This is a genomic window from Paraburkholderia sp. GV068, from assembly GCF_003058125.1.
In the GTDB taxonomy this organism is placed as follows: domain Bacteria; phylum Pseudomonadota; class Gammaproteobacteria; order Burkholderiales; family Burkholderiaceae; genus Paraburkholderia; species Paraburkholderia graminis.
Map to the genome: position 1 here is coordinate 66298 of NZ_QBUB01000013.1, position 18342 is coordinate 84639.

Genomic DNA, 18342 nt, shown 5'->3' on the forward strand with positions numbered 1-18342 from the left:
GGCGAAAAACGCCGCCGCGCCAAGCCGCCTAAGCCGCGCGAGCCGCCTTGCTGTCCGGATGGCAGTGCGGGCACGTCTTGCCCGCCACATACATCGGCGATTTTTGCTCTTCGGGCGTCACCACCGCACGGCAGCCGAAGCACTGCGCAGTCGCGGTCGGCTCGAGCTGCGGATTGAGGGCCGTGCGGTAATCGAACACAAAGCAGTCGCCGTGATAATGCGCGCCGCCCACTTCCTCGAAATATTTGAGGATGCCGCCTTCGAGTTGATACACGTGCTCGATGCCGACCTCTTTCATATGGATAGCGGCCTTCTCGCAGCGAATGCCGCCCGTGCAGAACGATACGACCGTCTTGCCTTCCAGGTCCGCGCGATTCTGCTCGATCACTTCCGGGAATTCGCTGAACTTGGTGATGCGATAGTCGAGCGCATTGTCGAAGGTGCCGACATCCACTTCGAACGCGTTACGCGTGTCGAGCATGACGACGGGACGGCCCTGGTCGTCGTGACCGCGGTCGAGCCATGTCTTCAGCGTGGAGGCGTCGACGAATGGCGCGCGGCCGAGTTCCGGGCGAATGGCCGGCTTCTTCATCGTGATGATTTCGCGCTTGAGCTTGACGAGCATGCGCGTGAACGGCTGCTTGTCCGACAGGCTTTCCTTGAACTGCAGGTTCGCGAACTTGCCTTCGAACAGCGGATCGTGACGGATGTAGTCGATAAAAGCGTCCGTGTTCTCGCGCGTGCCCGCGACGAACAGGTTGATGCCTTCGGGCGCGAGCAGAATAGTGCCGCGCAAGCCGAGCGTGTTGCAGCGCTCGGTGACGTGCGGGCGCCAGGCGGCGGTGTCTTCGATGGTCGCGAAATGATACGCGGCGAGATTGACGATACTCATGGGTGTCCAGCGGTAATAAGTGGCGGCGTGGGGCCAGGCGGGCGCGCGGTGCGACCGCGGGCGGCGCGCATGCCTCGCGAGCCCGAAAGCCTGTTGGATGCACTCGAACGCGTCAGAGCGTTTGAATGCCTTGCGCCGCAGCCACGTCGGATAGGCGAAACCCATATTATCCCTCAAGCCGGCGCTTTCCCCGATTCGGCCAAACGGCCAGCCGCTTGCGTTAGCGCAAACCACGGCCAAACTTACGCGCCTGTATGTCGCCGCACGATGCCGCCGCGCGAACAAAGCGACGCGCAGAAAAGCCTGGAAACTGTCGACGCCCGCGGCTCTCGCGGCAGCGTCTTAGGCCGGATGGCTAACGCGCGGTTTTGCGGCTGAAATCTCCGGGAGGCTGGGGTTACAATGTCGCCCATGTCAGATCCCCGCTTCGTCCATCTCCGCGTCCACTCCGAATTCTCGATCGCCGACGGCATCGTGCGTCTTGACGACGTCGTCAAGGCGGCCGCCAAAGACGGTCAGGGCGCGCTCGCTCTCACCGACCTCGGCAACGCGTTCGGTCTCGTTCGTTTCTACAAGGAAGCGCGCGGCAAAGGGGTCAAACCCATTGCCGGCTGCGACGTCTGGATCACGAATCCCGACGACCGCGACAAGCCTTCGCGCCTGTTGCTACTGGTGAAAGACCGGCGCGGCTATCTGAATCTGTGCGAGTTGCTAAGCAAGGCTTCGCTCACGAACCAGTATCGCGGACGCGCGGAAATCGAGGCCGGCTGGTTGGAATCCGGCCTCGGCGAAGGCTTGCTTGCTTTGTCGGGCGCGCAGCAGGGCGACATCGGCTTGGCACTTGCCGCCGGCAATCAGGAGGCGGCCAAGCGCAACGCGCTGCACTGGGCGAAGGTGTTTCCGGGCGGCTTCTACATCGAGTTGCAGCGCTGCGGTCAGCCGGGCGGCGAGCAGTACGTGCAGCAGGCGGTCGCGCTCGCGGCGTCGCTGAAACTGCCGGTGGTCGCCACGCACCCGATGCAGTTCATGACGCCCGACGATTTCACCGCGCACGAAGCGCGCGTGTGTATTTCCGAAGGCGACATTCTCGCGAATCCGCGGCGTCAGAAGCGCTTTACGCCCGAGCAGTATTTCCGCACGCAAGACGAAATGACCGCGCTCTTCGCGGACATTCCGTCGGCGCTTGCCAATACGGTGGAGATCGCCAAGCGCTGCAATCTCACACTCGAACTCGGCAAGCCGAAACTGCCGCTCTTTCCGACGCCCGACGGCATGTCGCTCGACGACTACCTCGTGCATCTGTCGAAAGAGGGCCTGGAAAAGCGTCTCGAGCAGTTGTACCCCGATGAAGCCGAGCGCGCCGCGCAGCGCGACACGTATTACCAGCGGCTCGAATTCGAGTGCGGCACGATCATCAAGATGGGCTTTCCGGGCTACTTCCTGATCGTCGCGGACTTCATCAACTGGGCAAAGAACAACGGCGTGCCGGTGGGGCCGGGCCGGGGTTCGGGCGCGGGCTCGCTCGTCGCGTACGCGCTCGGCGTGACCGACCTCGATCCGCTGCGCTACAACCTGCTGTTCGAACGTTTCCTGAACCCGGAACGTGTGTCGATGCCCGACTTCGACATCGACTTCTGCCAGCACGGCCGCGACCGCGTGATCCAGTACGTGAAGGAAAAGTACGGCGCGGACGCCGTCTCGCAGATCGCGACCTTCGGCACGATGGCGGCGAAGGCGGCGGTGCGCGACATCGGCCGCGTGCTCGATCTCGGCTATATGTTCACGGACGGCATCGCCAAGCTGATTCCGTTCAAGCCGGGCAAGCACGTCACGATTGCCGACGCGATGAAGGAAGAGCCGCTCTTGCAGGAGCGCTTCGACAACGAAGACGAGGTGCATCAGTTGCTCGAGCTCGCGCAACGCGTCGAAGGTCTCACCCGTAACGTCGGCATGCACGCGGGCGGCGTGCTGATTGCGCCCGGCAAGCTGACCGATTTTTGTCCGCTGTACACACAGGGCGACGAAAGCGGCGTCGTGAGCCAGTACGACAAGGACGACGTCGAAGCCGTCGGCCTCGTCAAGTTCGACTTTTTGGGCCTGACCACGCTCACGATTCTCGACTGGGCCGAGCGCTATATCCGCCGTCTCGATCCGTCGAAGAAAGACTGGTCGCTCGCGCAAGTGCCGCTCGACGATCCCGCGTCGTTCTCGATTCTCAAGAAAGCGAATACGGTCGCCGTGTTCCAGCTGGAAAGCCGCGGCATGCAGGGCATGCTGAAGGACGCGCAGCCCGACCGTTTCGAAGACATCATCGCGCTCGTCGCGTTGTATCGTCCGGGGCCGATGGACCTGATCCCGAGCTTCTGCGCGCGTAAGCATGGGCGCGAAGTCGTCGAGTATCCGGATCCGCGCGTCGAACCTGTTCTGAAAGAGACCTACGGCATCATGGTCTACCAGGAGCAGGTGATGCAGATGGCGCAGATCATCGGCGGTTACTCGCTCGGCGGCGCGGACTTGCTGCGTCGCGCGATGGGCAAGAAGAAGGCCGAGGAAATGGCCCAGCATCGCGAGTTGTTCCGCCAGGGCGCCGCGAAGAATGGCCTGACCGGCGAGAAGGCCGACGAAATTTTCGACTTGATGGAGAAGTTCGCGGGCTACGGCTTCAACAAGTCGCACGCGGCCGCGTATGCGTTGCTCGCGTATTACACCGCGTGGCTCAAGGCGCATCATCCGGCGGAATTCATGGCGGCGAATATGTCGCTCGCGATGGACGACACGGACAAGGTCAAGATCCTGTTCGAAGACTGCATCACGAACAAAATGACGGTGCTGCCGCCGGACATCAACCTGTCGGCGTATCGCTTCGAGCCGGTTGCGGAGCCTGACGGCAAGCGCTCGAAAACCATCCGCTACGGCCTGGGCGCAATCAAGGGCAGCGGGCAGAATGCGATCGAAGAAATTTTGCGTGCGCGCGAAGACGGTCCGTTTATCGACATCTTCGATTTCTGCAACCGGATCGACCGTCGCGTGGTTAATCGCCGCACGGTCGAAGCGCTGATTCGCGCCGGCGCGTTCGATACTCTGCATCAGAATCGCGCGCAACTCATCGCGTCCGTTTCGCTCGCGATGGAAGCCGCCGAGCAGGCGAGCGCGAATGCGTTGCAGGCCGGTTTGTTCGATATGGGCGATGCGCCGTCGCAAGGCCACGAACTCGTCGACGAACCCGAGTGGCCGGAAAAGAAGAAGCTCCAGGAAGAGAAGGCCGCACTCGGCTTTTATCTGTCGGGCCATCTGTTCGACGCCTACAAGGACGAAGTGCGGCGCTTCGTGCGTCAGAAGATCGGCGAATTGAAAGAAGGACGCGACAAGCTGGTCGCGGGCATCATCGCGTCGCTGCGCACGCAGATGACCCAGCGCGGCAAGATGCTGATCGCGCTGCTCGACGACGGCACCGGTCAATGCGAAGTGACGGTGTTCAACGAGACTTTCGAGGCGAACAAGCAACTCTTCAAGGAAGACGAGTTGCTGGTCGTGCAGGGCCAGGCGCGCAACGACGCGTTCACGGGCGGCATCCGCTTCACGGTGGATACGGTCATGGACCTCGGCCGCGCACGCTGCCGTTACGCAGAGGCCGTGAAAGTGAAGATGAACGGCAACGCCGACGCGCTGGCGCTGCGGCGCGTGCTCGAAGCGCATAGCGCGGGCAAGGATGAGCCGCAGGCGGCGCCGGCACCCGCGGCTTCGGCGCGCGGCAACGGCGGCGGGCGCAATGGCGGTAGCGGCGGCTTCGGTGGCGGCTACGGCGGCGACAACGGACGCCAGCGTCAGCCGGTGCAAATCCCGAACGGGCTCGCGGTTCAGATCGTGTATCGAAGCGAGAATGCCGAGGGCGAAATGCGTCTTGGCGACGCCTGGCGCGTGAAGCCGACCGACGAATTGCTGGCCGATCTGCGCGGCCAGTTCGCCGGCAGCGCGATCGAGATTGTGTATTAAGGGTGTGTCGCTGCTACGGGCGTTGCTGTGAGCCCGGCTTCGAGCGCGACGCTTCCCCGAGTCGCGCAAGCTTCAGAAACCGGTAGTACACCGTCTCCGCGTTGAACATCGCGATCATGAAGCCGGCGCGGCCGTCCAGAAAGCCTCGGCGCAACAGGTAAGTCCGCACAAAGGCCCACGCGCCGCGGCCAAGCGCCTTGCCGAAGCTGCCGCGCTGGCCCGCCGCATGACGCTGCAGCGCGCCGGCGCTCGAATAGGCATCGAGTTTGCGCAGCACGGACTCGAAGTCCTCGTACGAGTAGTGCATCAGCTTGCCGGTGAGGCGTTGCGCGGGCGTGTCGAAGACAAGCCGTTCGTGAACGAGGTCGTCCGAGAAACGCGCGGCGCCGCGCTTGAAGAGGCGCGGAATCCAGTCCGGATACCAGCCGCTGTGATGAATCCAGTGCCCGCAAAAACTCGACAAACGGTCTACCGCATAGACGTCGGCGGCGGGTGCCGCGAGCGCCGCGCGGATCGACGCGGCAAGCTCCGGCGAAACGATCTCGTCGGCGTCGAGCGAGAGAATCCAGGCGGTGTTGAGCGCGTTCACCGCGCGGTTCTTTTGCGGGCCGAAGCCTGGCCAGTCGGTCTGTTCGATCACCTGGGCGCCGTGCGCGCGGGCAATGTCGGCAGTGCCGTCGACGCTGCCGCCGTCGATCACGACAATCTGGTCCGCAAAGGCCACGGACCGCAGGCATTCGGCGAGCCGCGCCGCCGCGTTTTTAGTGATGATGGCGACGCCGAGGGTAGTTTCTTGCATACCTGAAGTGGTGATGGCGAGTGGCGTGAAGGCGGAGCGACGCAAGGGATCGCGCGGTGAGGCGCAACGGGCCGCGCAAGTATACCCGGGCAATACGATGCTTCGGCAAGCGGCGCAACCCCCCAAAAACGTCGGCCGAGCGTCCACACCAACCGTTTACAATGCTGCTTTTCGATCTTCGCGCCGCGGGCAGCCGGTCGCCGGCGCGAATCTCGTTCCGCATTCCCAGAGGATTCCTTGAGCGCGAAGCCAACGTTAAGCAAACCCATCGGTGAAGGCGAAGCGTCGTCGCCCGCCGTCGTTTTCCGGCGCCTGTGGCCGTTCGTCAAGCCGCTCTTGTGGGTGATCATCGGGGCCATTATCGCGATGGCCGCAAGCGCCGCCACCGACGCCGCCATTCCCGCGTTGCTCAAGCCGCTGCTCGACAAAGGTTTCGGCGCGCATGCAAGCGATAACGCGAAATGGTTCGTGCCCGTCGCCGTGATCGGCCTCGCGCTGATTCGAGGCGTGTCGCAATATGCGTCCGGTTATCTGCTCGCATACGTCTCCAACAAGATCCTGCTCGAACTGCGGCTGCGCATGTTCGACCGCATGATTCACACGAGCGTCGCGTTTTTTCAGCGCGAAACCGCGAGCACGGTGATCAACGCGATCGTCTTCGAGGTCAACCAGATTCTCAACGTGCTGTTGAGCGTGTTGGTCACGCTGGTGCGCGACTCGCTCACGGTCGTCTTCCTGCTCGGCTATCTGTTCTATCTGAACTGGCGGCTCACGCTGATCGTCGCGGTGCTGCTGCCGGGCATCGGCTGGCTAGTCGGCAAGATCAATCGCCGGCTGCGGCGGCTGAACCGCGAGCATCAACTGCTGACCAACGAGCTGTCCTACATCGTCGAGGAAACCGTGGGCGGCTACAAGGTCGTCAAGGTTCATAACGGCGAGAAGTACGAGATGGACCGCTTCTCGTCGATGAGCAAGCGTCTGCGCGGCTACGCGATGCGCATGACGGTCTCGGGCGGCCTCGCCCAACCGCTGACGCAGTTCCTCGCGTCCATCGCGCTTGCCGTCGTGATCACGATCGCGGTGGTGCAGTCGTCGTCGGATCAGACCACGGTCGGCGGCTTCGTCGCCTTCGTCACGTCAATGCTGCTGATCATCTCGCCGCTCAAGCATCTGATGGATGTGAACCAGCCGCTGCAGCGGGGCATGACGGCGGCCGAGCTGATCTTCGGCCTGATCGACGAACCGGCGGAGCCAGCGGGCGGCGGCAAGCCGCTCGAGCGCGCGCGCGGCGAAGTGGAGTTCCGCGACGTCTCGTTCATGTACAGCGCCAACGCGACGCACAATCGCCACACGCTGGACAAGGTTTCGTTCAAGGTGGCGCCGGGTGAAATGGTCGCGCTCGCGGGTCCGTCGGGCAGCGGCAAGACCACGCTGGTGAACCTGCTGCCGCGCTTTTTCGATCCGACCGGCGGCGAGATTCTCGTCGACGGCGTCGCGCTTCCCGAATACGACCTGCACGCGCTGCGCAGCCAGATCGCGATGGTGAGCCAGGACGTCGTGCTCTTCAACGACACGGTGGCCAACAACGTCGCTTACGGCCAGACAGCCGATCGCGACAGGGTGACCGCGGCGCTACGCGCGGCCAACCTGTGGGACACGGTCGACGCGATGCCCAACGGCATCGACACGCTCGTCGGCGACAACGGCATGATGCTGTCCGGCGGCCAGCGCCAGCGTCTCGCGATCGCGCGCGCCATCTACAAGGACGCGCCGATCCTGATTCTCGACGAAGCCACGTCGGCGCTGGATTCCGAGTCAGAGCGCCACGTGCAGGCCGCGCTCGAAACGCTGATGAAAGGCCGCACCACGCTCGTCATCGCGCACCGGCTGTCCACCATCGAGCGCGCGAACCGCATCCTCGTGATGGAGGCGGGGCATATCGTCGAGTGCGGCAGTCATCGGGAACTGCTGGCACAGAACGGGTTGTACGCGCATCTGCATCGGATTCAGTTTCAGCAGAGTGCGGCATAAGTGTCCGGCAGTTGCGTCGCCTGCCAGCGGCGTCTCCGTTCCACGGTTCTGGTTGTCCGACCGCGCCGCGGGACTTGCTGGAAGATGGCAACGCTGGCTTGCTAGTGCCGGTCGGCGTGCCGTTGCCGGGTGATTGACGACAGACGCTCAAACACCGCCCGTGACCAGCGGCAGCACGGTCAAATCCGGGTGCGTGCCATCGACAATGCTCCGCCCCACGTGCACGCCTTCGTACAGCGCGTCGTCCTTGCTGGCGAAGCTTTCCTCGCCGTCCGCATGAAACGGGACCGCGTGACCGGGAATCGACGGGTCCGCGCCCGGATGACAGACGTAGCCGACATACGTGTAGCGGTTATTCGCCTCATTCGGCGGCGCGTACGACGCGTTGCCTTCGTCCGGCTCATTCTTTGGCATGAGCGCCACGTGAATCTCGAAGCCCTCGTATTCGACCATTTGCCAAGGTGCGGTTTCGTCGGCCATGGCCGCCTCCGTCTTCGTCGCGCATATCGGAAAGTCTAGGCGATTTAGCGGCGAAGCGCGGGCCTCGACGACTACGGCAAAACCATTAAACGATTACGGCTTGACCGCGCCTCAGTCGAATGGCCACCGACGCAGCACATTGCGGACTTTTCATGAAGCCCGAGCGGACATCGGCCAATTGGCCACCACAGTTGCTTGACCAGCGCCGTCATATAGAATGACGCGCTTTGCCCGTCGGACATCTCGCCTATGTGGTTCAAAAACCTACAGCTTCACCGTCTTCCCGCTCCGTGGTCCGTCACGGCGGAACAAATGGAAAAGTGGCTCGCGCCGCACGCGTTCGCGCCCGGCAATAGCGTCGAAATGCAAAGCCACGGCTGGGCGTCGCCGCGCGATAACGACTCGCTCGTTTATGCGCTGAACGGCCAGTTGCTGCTCACGTTCCGCACGGAGAAGAAGCTGCTGCCGGCTTCGGTCGTCACGCAAGTGACGAAAGCGCGTGCCGCCGAACTCGAAGAGCAGCAGGGCTTCAAACCTGGCCGCAAGCAGATGCGCGAACTCAAGGAGCAGGTCACCGACGAACTGCTGCCGCGCGCCTTTAGCATTCGCCGCGATACGCGCGTGTGGATCGATTGCCGCAACGGCTGGCTGGTGATCGACGCGGCGTCACAGACGGTCGCCGACGAAGTGCGCGGCCTGCTGGTGAAGTCGATTGATCAGTTGCCGCTCGGCACGGTGCGCGTCACGCAATCGCCGGTCGCGGCCATGACCGAGTGGCTGCTTTCCGGTGAGGGGCCGAGCGGCTTCACCGTCGATCAGGATACCGAACTGCGCTCGCCGACCGAAGGCAACGCGACGGTCCGTTACGTCGGCCATACGTTGGACGCGGAAGATATGCGCCGTCACATCGAAGCGGGCAAGCAATGCATGCGGCTCGCGATGACGTGGAAGGACCGCGTGTCGTTCGTGCTGACGCCTTCGCTGACGATCAAGCGCATTGCACCGCTCGACGTGCTGAAGGAGGCGAGCGACCCAACCGCTCAAGGCGACGACGAGCTGTTCGATTCCGACTTCACGCTGATGACCGCGGAACTCGAGCGCATGCTGGGCGATCTCGTCGATGCGTTGGGTGGTGAAGAGGGCGATGCGATGGCGCGGGCGGCTTGAGAGAGGGGTGGTTTGCAGCGGGGAAAGTTACCCACAGTTTCTGTTTGCAAGGCTGTGCATAACTACCCCGCAATCTCCGCAACTCATTGACGCGCTGGCCGTTTTTGCAGAGACATCGAAGTTGGGCACGCTTGCGCGCGCCCGGCTTTATAACGGCCCACACCGACCATCGTCGCCAAACGGCAAAAGACGTTACTTCATTGCCGCCATCGCCTGCTCGATCTCTTCCTTGCTCAGATCGCGCTTGTGCGTGGCCAGCGACCAGCTATGCCCGAACGGGTCTTTCAACTGGCCGTAGCGGTCGCCCCAGAACATGTCGGTGACCGGCATCTTCACGGTCGCGCCGGCATTGACAGCTTGCTGAAAACTTGCGTCGACATCTTCGACATAGTGGTGAATCGTCACCGGCGTGCCTTGCAGATGATTCGGGCCGAACGCCTGGTGCTCCGGCCATTCGTCGGTGAGCATCAGCATCGAATCGCCGATTTTCAGGCACGCGTGCATCACCTTGCCGCCCGGCCCTGGCAAGCGGAACTGCTCGACGGCGTTGAAGGCTTTTGTATAAAACGCGATGGCTTCGGCGGCGTTGGCGCAAATCAGATACGGCGTGAGCGAGTGCATCCCGTCCGGGATCGGTTTGACAGCGGGGCTGCTCATGACGGCGACTCCTTGAAGTAACTGGTTCGTGGATTGAAAGTCCGACTGTTTCAGCGAGCCTTTCAACGTTACGACGAACGGGTCGCCACCGAATCGACACTCCGAAAAAAATATTTCGCGCACGTACGCACGTACGCACGTGCGCACGTCTGCGCCCCGGCTATTAGTCCTACGGATCGTTAGACGACGTTAGCCCGCCGGATTGTCCTCATCAGCCGGTGCGGCGGGCGTCGGCGCGGACCCTGGCGAAGGCGCAGTCGCGCCGGTCGGCGCACCGAGTATGCTGATCTGGAACGTCGGCGTGCCCGCGAGCGATTGCAGCGTTGCGTCCTCGGGAATGTGCTCGAGGAGCGGCAGAATCACCGAGCCGCCGATCACCGCGCGCCGGCTGTTGTCGGACGGACGCAATCCCCAGATGTCCTGATAAACCACCGGCACGGTGACGCCGTTGCGAGTCGTATTGCCGATGTAAAGCATCACATGCCCGCCGATGTAGATCAGCGTGCGCAGCGGCACGCCATGCGCGGCCAGATAATCGAGGCGTTGCGCGGGTGTCGACGCGGACAGGTCGATCATGCGCCCGGCGCTCATCTGCGTGGACGAATGGCGCGGCAGCCACACGCCAAAGGTCGCGAAGATGCTTTGCAGTTCCGACGAACAATCGTTGTAGAGTCCGCTGTTGCCCCAGCCATAAGGCCGGCCGATCAGCGCTTTCATCAGCGTCGCGAGATGGCGCGGCGTGGCGGCGAGCGGCATCGGCGCAATCTGCGTGTCGTCGAGTTCGGCCGTGCGGATCAACGCCTCGCCTTCCGCGCCGCGCGCGGGCACGAGGACTGTGCGAGGCGTCGGCGGTGGAGGCGCGGCATTGGCGTCCATGCCCGTCTCATTGTCGTTCGAACTCACATCGGACGCTGGCGCGGAAGCCCGCATCTTCCCCCGCACCGCACGATCCGCCGACGCCGCCACCAACGGCAGCAGCGTGCCTGCGGGCGCCTCGAAGCGGAACACGCCGCGGCTATCGCGCACCGGCGTAAAAGCACCGATCACCGCACCGAGCGATTTCGCACTCGCGGCGCGCCAGCTATCGACGAAACGCTCGCTCGCCATGCCGACGCCGTCGCTGCGCACCCAGCCTTGCACATCGGGCGTCTGCACGTAATGCCATGCGCCGTCGACGCTCATACCGAGCACATACAGCGGCGTGCCCGGCCGCACGGCGGAGATTTGCAGGTTGTCGAACGGATAGCCTTCGCCGGCCAGACGGTGATCGTAGAACGACGGATCGGTCGTCGGCAGTTCGCGCACCATCAGATTGGTGGTCGCGATCGCGCGCCGCGCCGGCTGGTAGACCGGCGCCTCGGTGAATTGCGCGACGTTCATATTGCGCGCGATGGCGTCGATCCACGCCTTGTCGTGCGGACGAAAGTTCTCGCCATAGCCGATGCCCGCGCCGCTCTTGCCGGTATTGTCGAAGCGGGCGATGCGGCGCTGCTGCAGCGCGGCGACATCCGCGCCTTCCTGACGGTAGACGCGCATCGTCACATACGCGGAATTCCACGGCGACGGCGCGCTCGTCCCGGTGCCGAAGTAGCGGGCGTAAAGCGCCTGGAAATGCGCCTGCTGATCGGCGGGGCTCAGGAACGGCTTGTCGTAGCCGGCGCTGTCGGGCTCGAGCCAGTGATCGACGTTCTGGTCGTAGGCGGCGAGCGGAAAGAGCGTGAGGTTATCGGCGGCAACGCGCGCGTCATGGGTCTGGGACGGATTGCTGCAAGCGGCCAGAGCCGCGAGCGAAGCGAGCGCCATGAACGACGCCACACGGCGCCAGGCATGCGGCAACGCGTGCGCAATGCGGACAACGCGGACCATGCGAACAGCGCTCACAACATAAACAACGCGCCCAAAATAAACAACGCGCGCAACGCGAAAAGGAACGGCTAAAGACATGAGTTCGGCAAAGAGAGTGCAAGGGAGACTGCAAGGGCACGATGATACGGCGTTGCGCCTTCCATTACACTTGACCGCCAGCCAAAGCAACACATCAGCGCTTCCCAAACTCCAAAGGAGCCCAACATGAAAACGAGCGCACGCAATCAGTTCGAAGGCGAAGTAGTTCAGCTCACGCACGGCGCAGTCAACGACGAGGTCACGCTGCGAACCGTCGACGGCCTCGACATCGTCGCCATCATCACGCACGGCAGCGCTAAAACGCTTGGGCTCGCCGCGGGCAAGCAGGCGTTTGCGCTGGTGAAGGCATCGTCGGTGATCGTGATGGTCGACGTATCGAAGGATCAGGTGTCGGCGCGCAATTGCATCGCGGGCACGGTGACCGCCGTGACGACCGGCGCGGTGAATTCCGAAGTGACGATCGGCGCGGGCAGCGCGCAGATCGCCGCGATCGTGACCAACGAGAGCGTCGAGCGCCTCGGCCTCGCGGTCGGCCAGGCGGCGACGGCCATCTTCAAGGCGTCGAGCGTGATCGTCGGCGTCGAGTCGTAGTGGCCGCGTTCCAGTGATCGAGCAAGCTGCTTGCTTTACACTGGAGCGCCACGTTGCATCGTTTCCCGCCTTCATCACGGACCCGTCATGTTCGAAGTCTCCTCCGCATCGCACTTGCCCAAGGCCGCGCAATACGAAGAACTCGTCGCGCAGGCGCGCGCGCTTCTCGCCGGCGAAACCGACTGGATCGCCAACGCCGCGAACTTCTCGTCGTTCGTGTTCCATTCGTTGAGCGATCTGAACTGGGCCGGCTTTTACTTTCATGACGGCCGCGAGCTGGTGGTCGGGCCTTTCCAGGGCAAGCCGGCGTGCGTGCGCATTGCGCTCGGCAAAGGCGTCTGCGGCACGGCCGCGCAAACGCGCGAGACGCAGGTCGTGCGCGACGTCCACGAATTCCCCGGCCACATCGCGTGCGATTCGGCGTCGCAATCGGAAGTTGTCGTGCCACTCGTTGCGCCCGACGGCACGCTGATCGGCGTATGGGACGTCGATAGTCCGGTCCTCGCGCGCTTCGACGAAGAAGACGCGAAGGGCATGGAGGCGCTGTGCGCGGTGTTCATCGAAGCGGCATTGCCGCGCGCGTCGTAGTCACCGCACAGACACCGCGTTTTGAACACGACCCACGCCGGCGGGACGCAAGCTGAGTCGCGTCTTGCAGATGAAGCGCCGGCCTCGGCACTAGCCGCCGCACTAACCGCCGCTCCCTTCGGCATGTTCATTTGCGACGAGCGCGGCACCTTTCAGTTCGTCAACGCGGCGCTAGAAAAGCTGACCGGATGGAGCGCCGACGAACTGATCGGCCGGCGCAGCTTCGAATCGCTGCACGATCCCGCCGAACTCGCGAGACGCCGCGCCGAACTGCCGTTGCTCGCGGACATCGGCGCTCGCTACGAGGGTGAATGGACGTACCTGCGACGCAGCGGCACATCGGTGCGCGTCGTGCTCGCGCTGTCGCCGCTGCCGCCGGCGTCCGACGCGTCAGCGTGCCACGCGTCCGACGCGCGTTACGTCGGCGTGGTCGTCGACATGACGCGCTATGCGCAGTCCGAAGCGCGCCTCTGGTACGTCTCGCATCACGACGGCGTCACGCGTCTTCCGAATCAGACGCTCTTTACCGAACGCCTCGAACTGACGATCTCGCGCTGCGCACGCAGCCAAACATCCTTTACCGTGCTGATCGCCGAACTCGATCATCTGCGCAAGCTCCGCGACGCGCTCGGCCTGCATGCGGCCGAACTGGTGCTGCAGATTGTCGGCGAACGCTTGCGCGGACTTTTTCCGAACGACGGCACGATTGCGTCGATCGGCGGCACGCAGTTCGCGCTGCTGATCAACGAAACCGGCGCCGCCGCCGACGCATTCGCCGCGGAGGCGCTCGCGCGCATCGCCGAGCCGATCGACTATGGCGGCACGGCGCTCAACATCGCGGCGAGCATCGGCATCGCCGCGTATCCGGACGACGGCGGCGACGCGGCCACGCTCATGCGGCGCGCGGGCGTTGCGCTGTCGGCGGCGTCGGCGGTGAACGGCAATGCGGTCCGGCGTTTTTCGACGGCGCTCGAAGGACAGGCCGCGCGCCGCTTCCAGATCGAGACGATGCTGCGCGAAGCGTTGGAGCGCCGGCAATTGCATCTCGTGTATCAGCCGCAGGTGACGCTCGCCAACGGACGCATCGCGCAAGTCGAAACGCTGCTGCGCTGGAATCATCCGCAGCGGGGCATGATCAGCCCCGCGGAATTCGTGCCGGTCGCCGAAGAGTCCGGCTTGATCGAGCAGATCGGCGAGTGGGTGATCCGCACCGCGTGCCGCGAAGCGGGCAGGCTGCTGCGGCTGACCGGCAACTTGCCGCGCGTGGCGGTCAACGTGTCGCCGCAGCAGTTCCGGCGGCCGGACCTGTTCGACACGATTCGCGACGCGCTCGACCAGGCCGCGCTCGATCCGTCTTACCTGGAAGTGGAGATCACCGAAGGCGCGTTGCTCGGCGATGTGGACCAGGCGCTGGAAACCTTGCACGCATTACGCGAACTCGGCGTCGAAATTGCCGTCGACGACTTCGGCACGGGCTATTCCAGCCTCGCGTATTTGACGCGTTTTCCGTTGAACCGCCTGAAGATAGACCGCTCGTTCGTCGCGCGCATGGGCAACGATCCGCAAAGTCTTGCGCTGGTCGGCGCGATCATCGCGATGGCGCATGCGCTCGAGCTGCGCGTCACGGCCGAAGGCGTCGAAACACCGGAGCAGGCGGCGCAATTGCAGGCGCTCGGTTGCGACGAGGCGCAAGGCTTCTGGTTTTCGCGACCGGTGACGGCATCGGGACTGCGGAATTTGCTCGGGCCGTAGAACCGCGTTCAAGCGCCGCCAAGTCGGAAACGTCTGCAAAAATTCATGCCAGGTGGGAATCGCAAGGGTAGTATAAACAACCACCCTCGCGATTCGAAACGCCATGCCGGCCAAGTACGCAATAAGCATTAGCCTGACGGAGCATCTCGCTTCGTTTATCAAAACAGAAATCGCCTCTGGCCGTTATGGCACGGCCAGCGAGGTCGTGCGCGCGGGCCTGCGCCTGCTGCAGGAACGAACCCCCGGCCGCGCGGTTGCGGACAATAGCGGCGACGCCGCGAGCCTCAAGCGCAAGCAGCGCGCCCGTGCGCGGGAACGCGCTCTGCTGGCGGAGAAGTCATGATGCCAGCAAATAACTTTCCAGTAGTGGGCGTGGGCGCTTCAGCGGGGGCTGTCGAAGCACTCGAAGGATTTTTCCGCGGCATGCCGCAAGCCCCCGGCCTTGCATTCGTGATCGTCACGCATTTGAGTCCGGACCGCGAAAGCCTGCTTCCGGAAATCATCGCGCGATTTACGTCGTTGCCGGTGCACGTCATTACCGATGGTATGCAGATCGAAGTCGATAACGTGTACCTGTTACCGACCGACGCGGTGCTGAGCGTCGAGAAACGCGCGCTTCATGTTCAGCCGCAGGATAGTCATCGGCGGGAACGGAAGCTGATCGACGTTCTGTTCAGCAGCCTCGCCGCGGAGTTCGGCGAACTGTCTGCCGGCGTCGTGCTGTCCGGCGGGGATTCGGACGGAACGCTGGGCATCAAGGCCATCAAGGAGCGCGGCGGACTGACGCTCGCCCAGGCGGCGGACGGCTTCGGCCCGCAGCATTCCGACATGCCGGGCAGCGCAATCGCCACTGGACTCGTCGATTTCGCCGTGCCGGTCGGACAGATGGGCGAAAAGCTCGCCACCTTCGCAACGGGCGCCTTCATGCTCGACGGGCTGGCCGGAAACGCGACCGCGCAAGCTCAAACGTCGGAGTTCGACGTGGCGCGCGAAGCGATCTATGCGATTTTGCGCAACCAGGTCGGACACGATTTCAGCGGCTACAAGGTCAAGACTTTCGTGCGCCGCGTGCAGCGGCGCATGCAGGTCCTCGAGATCGGCACGCCCGACGCCTACGTGGCGCGGCTCTCCACGGACTCGCAGGAAGTCACCGCTTTGTTCCGCGACCTGCTCATCAACGTGACGAGTTTCTTTCGCGATGCGCAGGCGTTCGAGACGCTCGCGAGCGTCGTGATTCCCAAGCTGTTCGAGGGGCGCAGTTCGGCCGACACGGTTCGCGTGTGGGTGCCCGGCTGTGCGACCGGCGAAGAAGTCTATTCGATCGCGATTCTGATGCGCGAGCATTTCGACGGCCAGGCCGATACGCCGCGCGTGCAGATTTTCGCAACCGACATCGACGACGGCGCGCTCGCCGTGGCACGCGCGGCGCGTTATCCGTTAGCGCTGCTCGACGGCGTTTCCGAGGAACGCCGGCAGCGCTTTTTCCGGCTCGAGGGCAGCAGTTATGTACTGGCCAAGGACGTACGCGATCTCTGCATCTTCTCGCCGCATAGCGTGATTCGCGACCCGCCTTTTTCGCGTATCGACCTCGTGTCGTGCCGCAACCTGCTGATCTATCTCGGCGCCGACGTGCAGAACCAGGTGATCCCGACGTTTCACTATGCGTTGCGTCCGGGCGGCTACCTTTTTCTCGGTACGTCGGAGAACGTCAGTCAGTTCGACGAACTGTTCGTGGCTGTCGAGAAGAAGCACCGGATCTTCCGCCGTCGCGCCGACGTGTCGCCGCAGATCCGTTTGCCCATGACCGTCTCTGCGCTGCGCGTCGGGCATCCGGCCGCGCTCGCGCCCGGCCGGCCCGTGCTCGGCAGCGGCGCAATGCGTCATACGGTCGATACACACATGCTCGAGCGGTTCACGCCGCCGCACGTGCTTGCCACGCGCGACGGCGACGTCGTCTACTTTTCGAGCCGCACCGGCAAGTATCTGGAAGCCGCGCCCGGCGTCCCGTCGCGCCAGCTCTTTGCGATGGCGCGCAAGGGTCTCGGCCTCGACCTGCGCTCGGTGTTCCGCGAAGCGGTCGAATCGGGCAGAGCGGTGACGCGCGACGGCGTCGCGGTCGAGGGAGAAGACGGCCGCGTGCAGATTCTCAGTCTGACGGTCGAGCCGCTGAACGGAAACCCGCAGAACGAGCGGATGTACCTCGTCGTGTTCGCGGATCAAGGCCCGGGTCTGAGCCGCGAAGAAGCCATCGCACGCGCGCAGTTGCCGCGCGACGGCACGGTGGCCGAAGCCGAAAAAGAACTGCGCGACACGCGCGAACGCTTGCAGTCGATGATCGAGGAATACGAAACCGCGCTCGAGGAACTGAAGTCGTCGAACGAGGAACTCGTGTCGGTCAACGAGGAACTGCAGTCGTCCAATGAAGAACTGGAGGCGTCGAAAGAAGAACTCGTTTCGCTGAACGAGGAACTGCATACCGTCAATCTCGAACTGAACGGCAAGATCGAAGCGCTCGACCGGGCGAACACCGATCTGCAGAATCTCTTTGAAAGCACGTCGGTTGCGACCGTGTTTCTCGATCGCGACCTGGTGATCCGTTCGTTCACGCCGGCGATGAACGGCATCTTCCACATTCGCCCGACGGATCGCGGCCGGCCGATCACCGAACTCGCGAGCCGCCTCGATTTGCCGGGGCTCGAGAAGGACATTGCGACCGTCTTTCGCACCAATGCGCCGCGCGAACGGCACGTGAGCAGCAACGACGGGCTGACGCACTTTCTGATCCGCCTCGCGCCGTACCGCAACGGCGACCGCGCAACGGACGGCGTGGTGGTGGCGTTCGTGGACGTCACGGGAATGGTCCATGCTGAAGAAAGGCAGAGTGTCCTCATTGCCGAGTTGCAGCATCGCCCCCGCAATCTGCTGGCTGTCATCCAGTCGATCGCCCAGCAGACGCTTCCGGCCGCTCCCTCGCTCGAAACGTTCATCAGCCGTCTCGCGGCGCTTGGACGTTTGCAGGGACTTATCGGCGAAGCGAACGGCGATCTCATCAATCTGACCGACATCGTGCGGCTGGAACTGGAGGCATTGGGGGTCGCGGACAGCGAGCGGATCGCCGTGGCCGGTCCGCCTGTGCCGCTCGGATTCCGCAACGTGCAGACGGTCGCGCTGGTGTTGCACGAACTGGCGACGAATGCCGTCAAGTACGGCGCGCTCAAGGATTGCGAGGCGCGGCTCGAAGTCACATGGGACGTGCGCAATACGGCGTCCGGTGCCGCCTCGCTCGTGATCGACTGGACCGAGAGCGGTCTGCGCTCAGTGCCCGACTCGTCGAGAACGGGCTTTGGCCGGCGGCTGATCGAGAAAGCGCTGAAGTTCACGCTGCATGCAACAACTGAACTCGCGTTCAAGACCGACGGCGTCTCATGTCACATTGAGATACCGCTGCCATCGCCACGCGTGCGCAGCGGTTCGCAGGAGGGATAGA

At 63.7% G+C, this 18342-nt stretch carries 13 protein-coding genes; 8 read left to right on the top strand and 5 right to left on the bottom strand.

Translation table 11 applies throughout. The features are described 5' to 3' along the window. Nucleotides 1-28: 28 nt before the first annotated feature. The gene (locus C8K18_RS24105; protein ID WP_107710319.1) at nucleotides 29-892 is read right to left on the bottom strand and encodes a sulfurtransferase; all 864 of its coding nucleotides are present in this window, start codon (nucleotides 890-892) and stop codon (nucleotides 29-31) included. A gap of 402 nt (nucleotides 893-1294) precedes the next feature. Between C8K18_RS24105 and dnaE the strand changes: the two genes are divergently transcribed. Further along, nucleotides 1295-4885 carry a DNA polymerase III subunit alpha gene (gene dnaE / locus C8K18_RS24110; RefSeq protein WP_006048349.1) on the top strand — a complete coding sequence of 1197 codons (3591 nt, stop codon included), beginning with the start codon at nucleotides 1295-1297 and terminating at the stop codon, nucleotides 4883-4885. A 13-nt stretch (nucleotides 4886-4898) separates the two neighbouring features. Here the strand turns inward: dnaE and C8K18_RS24115 are convergent, their stop codons facing one another. Next, entirely contained in the window at nucleotides 4899-5684 is a 786-nt protein-coding gene (locus tag C8K18_RS24115) for a glycosyltransferase family 2 protein (protein WP_006048348.1), read from the bottom strand. 237 nt (nucleotides 5685-5921) lie between these two features. Between C8K18_RS24115 and msbA the strand changes: the two genes are divergently transcribed. Beyond that, nucleotides 5922-7715 (top strand): lipid A export permease/ATP-binding protein MsbA, encoded by a 1794-nt coding sequence (gene msbA / locus C8K18_RS24120; protein WP_006048347.1) that lies wholly within the window; start codon nucleotides 5922-5924, stop codon nucleotides 7713-7715. A gap of 147 nt (nucleotides 7716-7862) precedes the next feature. Here the strand turns inward: msbA and C8K18_RS24125 are convergent, their stop codons facing one another. Further along, on the bottom strand, nucleotides 7863-8195 hold the full coding sequence (locus C8K18_RS24125) for a hypothetical protein (protein ID WP_006048346.1): 333 nt from the start codon (nucleotides 8193-8195) through the stop codon (nucleotides 7863-7865). A gap of 249 nt (nucleotides 8196-8444) precedes the next feature. On the opposite strand from C8K18_RS24125, the gene C8K18_RS24130 reads away from it, so the two are divergent. Next, a complete protein-coding gene (locus C8K18_RS24130) occupies nucleotides 8445-9362 on the top strand; it encodes a recombination-associated protein RdgC (RefSeq protein WP_029969958.1) in 918 nt (305 codons plus the stop codon). A gap of 192 nt (nucleotides 9363-9554) precedes the next feature. Here the strand turns inward: C8K18_RS24130 and C8K18_RS24135 are convergent, their stop codons facing one another. Beyond that, nucleotides 9555-10019: a VOC family protein gene (locus C8K18_RS24135; RefSeq protein WP_006048344.1), complete on the bottom strand. Its 465-nt coding sequence runs from the start codon at nucleotides 10017-10019 to the stop codon at nucleotides 9555-9557. Nucleotides 10020-10208: 189 nt separating this feature from the next. Next, nucleotides 10209-11885, bottom strand: coding sequence for an SH3 domain-containing C40 family peptidase (locus C8K18_RS24140; protein ID WP_107710253.1), 1677 nt, complete (start codon nucleotides 11883-11885; stop codon nucleotides 10209-10211). A gap of 204 nt (nucleotides 11886-12089) precedes the next feature. On the opposite strand from C8K18_RS24140, the gene C8K18_RS24145 reads away from it, so the two are divergent. The 5 genes from C8K18_RS24145 (at nucleotide 12090) to C8K18_RS24165 (ending at nucleotide 18341) form a co-directional block, all read left to right on the top strand. Beyond that, nucleotides 12090-12515 carry a molybdopterin-binding protein gene (locus C8K18_RS24145; RefSeq protein WP_107710251.1) on the top strand — a complete coding sequence of 142 codons (426 nt, stop codon included), beginning with the start codon at nucleotides 12090-12092 and terminating at the stop codon, nucleotides 12513-12515. A gap of 87 nt (nucleotides 12516-12602) precedes the next feature. Next, complete coding sequence (locus tag C8K18_RS24150) at nucleotides 12603-13103, top strand: GAF domain-containing protein (protein WP_107710249.1); 501 nt, start codon at nucleotides 12603-12605, stop codon at nucleotides 13101-13103. Between the two features lie 21 nt (nucleotides 13104-13124). Then, nucleotides 13125-14855, top strand: a complete 1731-nt coding sequence (locus C8K18_RS24155; RefSeq protein ID WP_107710247.1) for a bifunctional diguanylate cyclase/phosphodiesterase — start codon at nucleotides 13125-13127, stop codon at nucleotides 14853-14855. 103 nt (nucleotides 14856-14958) lie between these two features. Continuing rightward, nucleotides 14959-15198, top strand: coding sequence for a type II toxin-antitoxin system ParD family antitoxin (locus tag C8K18_RS24160; protein ID WP_029969953.1), 240 nt, complete (start codon nucleotides 14959-14961; stop codon nucleotides 15196-15198). Then, entirely contained in the window at nucleotides 15195-18341 is a 3147-nt protein-coding gene (locus tag C8K18_RS24165; RefSeq protein WP_107710245.1) for a CheR family methyltransferase, read from the top strand. Before C8K18_RS24160 ends, C8K18_RS24165 begins: the two co-directional genes overlap by 4 nt. Nucleotide 18342: the final 1 nt, after the last annotated feature.

What these genes read in the sequence shown, in the direction of transcription:
- C8K18_RS24105 (WP_107710319.1), bottom strand. Translation starts at nt 892, where the DNA reads ATGAGTATCGTCAATCTCGCCGCGTATCATTTCGCGACCATCGAAGAC.
- dnaE (WP_006048349.1), top strand. Translation starts at nt 1,295, where the DNA reads ATGTCGCCCATGTCAGATCCCCGCTTCGTCCATCTCCGCGTCCACTCC.
- C8K18_RS24115 (WP_006048348.1), bottom strand. Translation starts at nt 5,684, where the DNA reads ATGCAAGAAACTACCCTCGGCGTCGCCATCATCACTAAAAACGCGGCG.
- C8K18_RS24125 (WP_006048346.1), bottom strand. Translation starts at nt 8,195, where the DNA reads ATGGCCGACGAAACCGCACCTTGGCAAATGGTCGAATACGAGGGCTTC.
- C8K18_RS24130 (WP_029969958.1), top strand. Translation starts at nt 8,445, where the DNA reads ATGTGGTTCAAAAACCTACAGCTTCACCGTCTTCCCGCTCCGTGGTCC.
- C8K18_RS24135 (WP_006048344.1), bottom strand. Translation starts at nt 10,019, where the DNA reads ATGAGCAGCCCCGCTGTCAAACCGATCCCGGACGGGATGCACTCGCTC.
- C8K18_RS24140 (WP_107710253.1), bottom strand. Translation starts at nt 11,885, where the DNA reads ATGGTCCGCGTTGTCCGCATTGCGCACGCGTTGCCGCATGCCTGGCGC.
- C8K18_RS24145 (WP_107710251.1), top strand. Translation starts at nt 12,090, where the DNA reads ATGAAAACGAGCGCACGCAATCAGTTCGAAGGCGAAGTAGTTCAGCTC.
- C8K18_RS24150 (WP_107710249.1), top strand. Translation starts at nt 12,603, where the DNA reads ATGTTCGAAGTCTCCTCCGCATCGCACTTGCCCAAGGCCGCGCAATAC.
- C8K18_RS24160 (WP_029969953.1), top strand. Translation starts at nt 14,959, where the DNA reads ATGCCGGCCAAGTACGCAATAAGCATTAGCCTGACGGAGCATCTCGCT.
- C8K18_RS24165 (WP_107710245.1), top strand. Translation starts at nt 15,195, where the DNA reads ATGATGCCAGCAAATAACTTTCCAGTAGTGGGCGTGGGCGCTTCAGCG.